Annotated in this window: 5 protein-coding genes; all 5 read left to right on the top strand. The window is 32.4% G+C overall.

Annotated elements, in window-relative coordinates; all coding sequences use genetic code 11:
- Positions 1–257: 257 nt before the first annotated feature.
- The 5 genes from CES79_RS12270 (at position 258) to CES79_RS12250 (ending at position 5549) form a co-directional block, all read left to right on the top strand.
- Positions 258–1532, top strand: coding sequence for an O-antigen ligase family protein (locus CES79_RS12270; RefSeq protein WP_089137368.1), 1275 nt, complete (start codon positions 258–260; stop codon positions 1530–1532).
- Positions 1533–1730: 198 nt separating this feature from the next.
- A complete protein-coding gene (locus CES79_RS12265; RefSeq protein ID WP_089137367.1) occupies positions 1731–3149 on the top strand; it encodes a flippase in 1419 nt (472 codons plus the stop codon).
- Between the two features lie 89 nt (positions 3150–3238).
- Positions 3239–4348, top strand: coding sequence for a UDP-galactopyranose mutase (gene glf / locus CES79_RS12260; RefSeq protein WP_089137366.1), 1110 nt, complete (start codon positions 3239–3241; stop codon positions 4346–4348).
- 178 nt (positions 4349–4526) lie between these two features.
- Positions 4527–5195: a hypothetical protein gene (locus CES79_RS12255; RefSeq protein WP_089137365.1), complete on the top strand. Its 669-nt coding sequence runs from the start codon at positions 4527–4529 to the stop codon at positions 5193–5195.
- A 114-nt stretch (positions 5196–5309) separates the two neighbouring features.
- Positions 5310–5549, top strand: a complete 240-nt coding sequence (locus tag CES79_RS12250; protein ID WP_225362443.1) for a maltose acetyltransferase domain-containing protein — start codon at positions 5310–5312, stop codon at positions 5547–5549.
- Positions 5550–5660 lie beyond the last annotated feature (111 nt).

The following is a 5660-nucleotide window of genomic DNA, read 5'->3' as shown; positions in this document are numbered from 1 at the left end:
GCGGATCCACCGAGGGTTCAAAGGACTCCAGGACACCTTGGAAGCATCATTTATTTAAGTTAGATACATATTATATGTACGAAGGCATTTCATTTACACAAGATTCTTGACGCTACCATATTATTCTAGCCCATTAAAGCGTATGTACGAGGTACAAAATAATTTTGAAAAATTAGTGGTTACTAGTTATTCGAAAGCAATAAAAATTAAATACATATGTGTTAATAATATTCTGATAAATATGATGGAGAGTAATCTTGAAAAAAAGAAAAAAAGCAACAGTTTCAATATATGCTTTACTTGAATATATTTTTGCATTTTTAACTGTTTTACAAGTAAATAGTGTTATTTACATTGAAAGCAATCATACATCTAAAATTAAAATACTTTGGCTGGGAATTGGCTTTCTACTAATGATACTAAGCTTATATAAATTATATAAAAATAGGACAAATATTTTACCATTGATTAAAATGATTTTTGCATTTAGTTTGTATTCACTTGTACTTTTGTTACAAAATTCAATGAACTATAGCCATATAAGTAATATTTTATTTTTTGCTCTGATTCCAATTGGATTATTAATATTTTTTTATGAAAAAATGGTTGATCAACAACTCTCAGAATTACTGATTATTATTAAAAATATTATGGTAGCTTTGGCTGCTATTTCAATATTTTTCTGGCTTATTGCATTGATTGGAATTCCTACAAATATGACAGCAACGGTAACGTGGGGTGCAAATTCCAATCTACCTGGATATTTTGGGATGCATTATTTAGCTCAAGGATCAGTTAACTTTTTGGGAATGAATATTGTTAGAAATACAGGGATATTTGTAGAAGCTCCTATGTATGCATATACCTTATGCATAGCATTGCTAACTTTATTATTTATTGAAGAAAGACCAATGAAATGGCAAATCTTTTTGATTAGCATGACGTTAATTTCGACAACATCTACCACTGGGACTGTAGTTGGGCTTATTGCTTTTGGATGGTATTTTATATTTGTACAAAAAGTAAAAAATCCGATTGTTAAATTAATCTTTATTATCACCATTATCGTTTTATTAGTTGCTGGAATTCGTTATTTGTTAGAAGCAAAGGTCACTGAAGCATGGAATTCGTCCTCATCCTTACGTGCTAATGATTATTATGCTGGGTTTATGGCATGGAAACAACATATACTTAGAGGAAATGGTTTAGGAAACCTTGATAGTATTAAAAACTATATGGACTATAGGCGTATAATGTATTCTCCTCAAATAACGGGTTTAACTGGTGTTTCAAACGGTATTATGGCCATACTTGCAATGGGAGGTATTTTAGCAACTTTAATATATATAATTCCTACATTTCTAGCAAGTTTAGTTTCTAGGAAAATGGCGGGATTCGCAATTTTATCATTCATATTATTTTGCACGACTGCGATTTATTTTTCATATCTTTATATTTTAATCTTATCGTTTTTTGTTATTTGTTTTTATAACGCTAAATATAATGTTTCTGAGTCACTCCATTCTCAGTAACATTAAATGACTTCTTTGTAAAATAATTGAGAAATAAAATTATTCAATTTGATAATTTGAAATTCGTTTCATGAAAATATTACTTTTTATTGGTACGTTCGGACAGACTAGATTATCATTTTATTAATTTATAATTGTTAATTAGGAATATTTTTAATTGGATTATGTAGCTACTAAAGATTCGGAGAAAGTTACTTTATGAAAGTTGTGAAAAATTATCTCTACAATGCTTTTTATCAGGTGTTTATTTTATTAGTTCCATTAATTACCATTCCCTATTTAGCACGTGTTCTTGGTCCGACTGGAGTTGGTATTAATTCCTATACAAACTCAATTATCCAGTATTTTATTCTTTTCGGAAGTATTGGTGTTGATTTGTATGGTAATCGGCAAATTGCATTTGTAAGAGGCGACAAAGTACGCCTGACTCAAACTTTTTATGAGATCTTCATTATGCGGGTAATCACAATCTGCATCGCATATGCTGCTTTCATAGTTTTTCTGATGTTCACACATGAATATAAAAATTATTATTTGGCACAATCATTGTCTATAATTGCTGCTGCATTTGATATTTCATGGTTCTTTATGGGTGTCGAAAATTTTGCTGTTACAGTTTTTAGAAACTTGCTGATCAGAATTGTGACATTGATTTGCATTTTTTCGTTCGTGAAATCTTCTGCAGATTTATATATTTATATACTGATTTTATCGGTATCACTACTCTTGGGTAATATGAGCTTATTTCCAAGTTTGCACAGGTACATTAATAGACCTAATTTTAAAGGGTTACATATTACAAGACATTTAATGCCGTCAATTATTTTGTTTGTGCCACAAATTGCTACTCAGATTTATCTAGTCTTAAATAAGACTATGTTAGGATCTATGATTTCAGTGAGAGCTGCAGGTTATTTTGATCAATCTGATAAAATAGTCAAGATGGTGTTAGCCATTGTAACTGCCACAGGGACGGTGATGTTACCGCACGTTGCAAATGCATTTGCAAATGGTGAACACAAAAAGATTCATTCATATCTTTATAAAAGTTTTTCGTTTGTGACGGCGTTATCGATACCAATGATGTTTGGTATTATTGCGGTTGCTTCTAAATTTGTCCCCTTATTTTTTACAAATCGTTTTCGAAGTGTGATTCCAATAATGATGATTGAATCAGTTGTTATTCTACTAATTGCTTGGAGTAATGTGCTTGGAACACAATATCTGTTACCTACAAAACAGACAAAAGCTTATACGACATCGGTAATATTAGGAGCGATTGTTAATTTAGTTATTAATATTCCGCTGATATTACTTTGGGGTGCGGTAGGAACTGCAATAGCGACAGTTATTTCAGAACTAGTTGTTACGCTTTGCCAGCTAAAAGTTGTTAGAGAACAAGTACAGTTCCGAAAACTTTTTCAAGGCACGGGTAAATATTTATCTGCTGGTATCATGATGTTTGTAGTCGTTACGTTATTCAATAAACAATTACCAAGTAGTTGGATCAGCTTATTCTTGGAAGTTGTCATTGGTATTGTAGTTTATGGGTTAATGCTAGTTGTATTTAAGGCTAAGATAATTGATGAGGCTAAAGAGTTCTTTAATGACCGTTAATTAAGTGAGTAGTCTCTGAAACATTAAAGTAAAATTTGATAACTTGAATGGGATAGAATAAAAATATGTAATTAGGTAGGAGAACAACGATGAGATATTTAATTGTTGGTGCTGGAATCTTCGGTGCAGTTTTTGCGAATGAGGCAGCTAAGCGTGGAAATTTAGTTACTGTTATTGAAAAGCGATCACACATCGCTGGCAATATCTACACTAAAAACGTTGATAACATTCAAGTTCATCAATATGGTGCGCATATTTTCCATACGAGCAATAAAAAAATATGGAACTATGTAAACCAGTTTGCGGAGTTTAATCGCTACACAAATAGTCCAGTAGCTAACTACAAAGGTGAACTTTATAACCTGCCTTTTAATATGAATACCTTCAACAAGATGTGGGGTGTAACGACACCGGCTGAAGCGCAAGCGAAGATCAATGAGCAGCGACAAGAAATGGCTGGTAAGAAGCCTGAAAATCTTGAGGAACAAGCTATTTCATTAATTGGTCGTGACGTGTACGAAAAACTGGTGAAAGGCTACACTGAAAAACAGTGGGGACAAAAAGCTACTGAACTGCCTGCTTTTATTATTCGACGATTACCCGTTCGACTGACATTTGATAATAATTACTTTAATGATGCATATCAAGGTATCCCAATTGGTGGGTATACACAGATTGTGGAGCAATTGTTAGATAATAAGTTAATAGATGTTCATACTGATACTGATTTTTTTACTGATAAAGATCAATACTTGAAGGATTACGATAAGGTCATCTTCACAGGGATGATTGATCAGTTCTTTGACTATCAACTAGGGGAACTTCAATATCGAAGTTTACGTTTTGAGACGGAAGAATTAAATGTTGATAATTATCAAGGTAATGCTGTGGTGAACTACACGGATGCCGAGACACCATATACCCGGATTATTGAGCATAAACACTTTGAATTTGGTAAGGGTGATAAGAACAAGACGATTATCACGCGTGAATATCCACAGACTTGGCACCGTGGCGATGAACCATATTATCCGGTGAACAATAGTGCTAATAATGCGTTATATAAGAAGTACCAAGCATTAGCAGCTACTGAACCGAAAGTGATTTTTGGTGGTCGGCTTGGTCAATATCGTTATTACAATATGGATCAAACGATTATGGCTGCTTTGAAGGCTGTGGGTAAAGAGTTTGGTGAGTAGAATTTATTCTCGTTAATAGACATTATATTTTCGATGGTACAGTTGGTTAGAAAAGTAGTTTGAATTATATTTGACACTCCCAAATAGTAATTAGCATCAATAGATTTTGTCCTTAAATATGTGTGTATACGTTATAAGCTAATTAATCTATCTTTAAATACTTAAGGGGGGAACGGTCATGTCCGAACTACAAAATAAAGAAGCATTTGTTCAAAATCTAAAAATTAACAATCCTGATTTGAATGATTTAGTCAGCAAAACTGAATTTCATTTTAAGGATTCTGGGAAATTTGCATATTATTGTGATGGTATGAATCACGCATGGAATCAAAAAGGTTTGATTGTTATTATTGAGACCACTCAAACAACTATTCAAAAATGGAAAAATATGTGGAAAAATTCTTCACAATATTTAAAAAGCGTATTTACTGATGCATTAGATGTAGAAAGTATGTATGATGTGGTAGATCTTAATTTTAAAATAGTCAGTGATAATGAAGCTTTGGAGCTATCAGATGATTTATTGGATATGATTAATGAAATTTCAACAAGAGATGCATTATTTACTTCAAGGACGGTAGATGAAAAATTAGAATTGTTGAATGATACCATCGAGAGAATGCTTAAGAAAGGTAAAAAGTTTGCTAAAATTAATGATGATGACTATTTTCATTTATTAACAAACGAAAATATAAAAAAATACAGAAAACAAACGCAACCTTTTAGACATGCTTCATTAAAAGCTTTAGAAGAGCGTAAAGCAATCAATTTACAGCAAAAGAAATTTTTAGTGAATTATGGGATTTTAGTTGTTATGGCCCTATCAAAAAGTAATTTGCAGTTTTAATTGTAGAGAATAATTAACGAATTTAGGCTTTTGCCCTAGTTATTTAGTATTACACTTCAATTTTAAACACAGGTATAATAGTCACATATACTAAGTTTGCAAGGAAGTGTAAACGTGACTGAGGACAAAGAATTTAATCGGATGATGAATGGCGATTTATATCACCAAACACCTGAATTACTGGAAATGCGAATGAAGGCCCGTGACCTATTATTCGAGTATAATCGGCTGAATTATCGTGATATGGCGAATCGGACGCGGATCTTAAGAGCGCTATTTGGTAAAGTTGGCAAGAATTGTGTCATCGAATTACCATTTAATACTGATTATGGGTTTAACGTTAAAATTGGGTAGCGTCAAGAATCTTGTGTAAATGAAATGCCTTCGTACATATAATATGTATCTAACTTAAATAAATGATGCTTCCAAGGTGTCCTGGAGTCCTTTGAACCCTCGGTGGATCCG

Source organism: Secundilactobacillus silagei JCM 19001 (genome assembly GCF_002217945.1).
Taxonomy (GTDB): Bacteria; Bacillota; Bacilli; order Lactobacillales; family Lactobacillaceae; genus Secundilactobacillus; species Secundilactobacillus silagei.
Note: the sequence above shows the minus strand (reverse complement) of the source record. Positions and strands in the feature narration are given on the sequence as shown.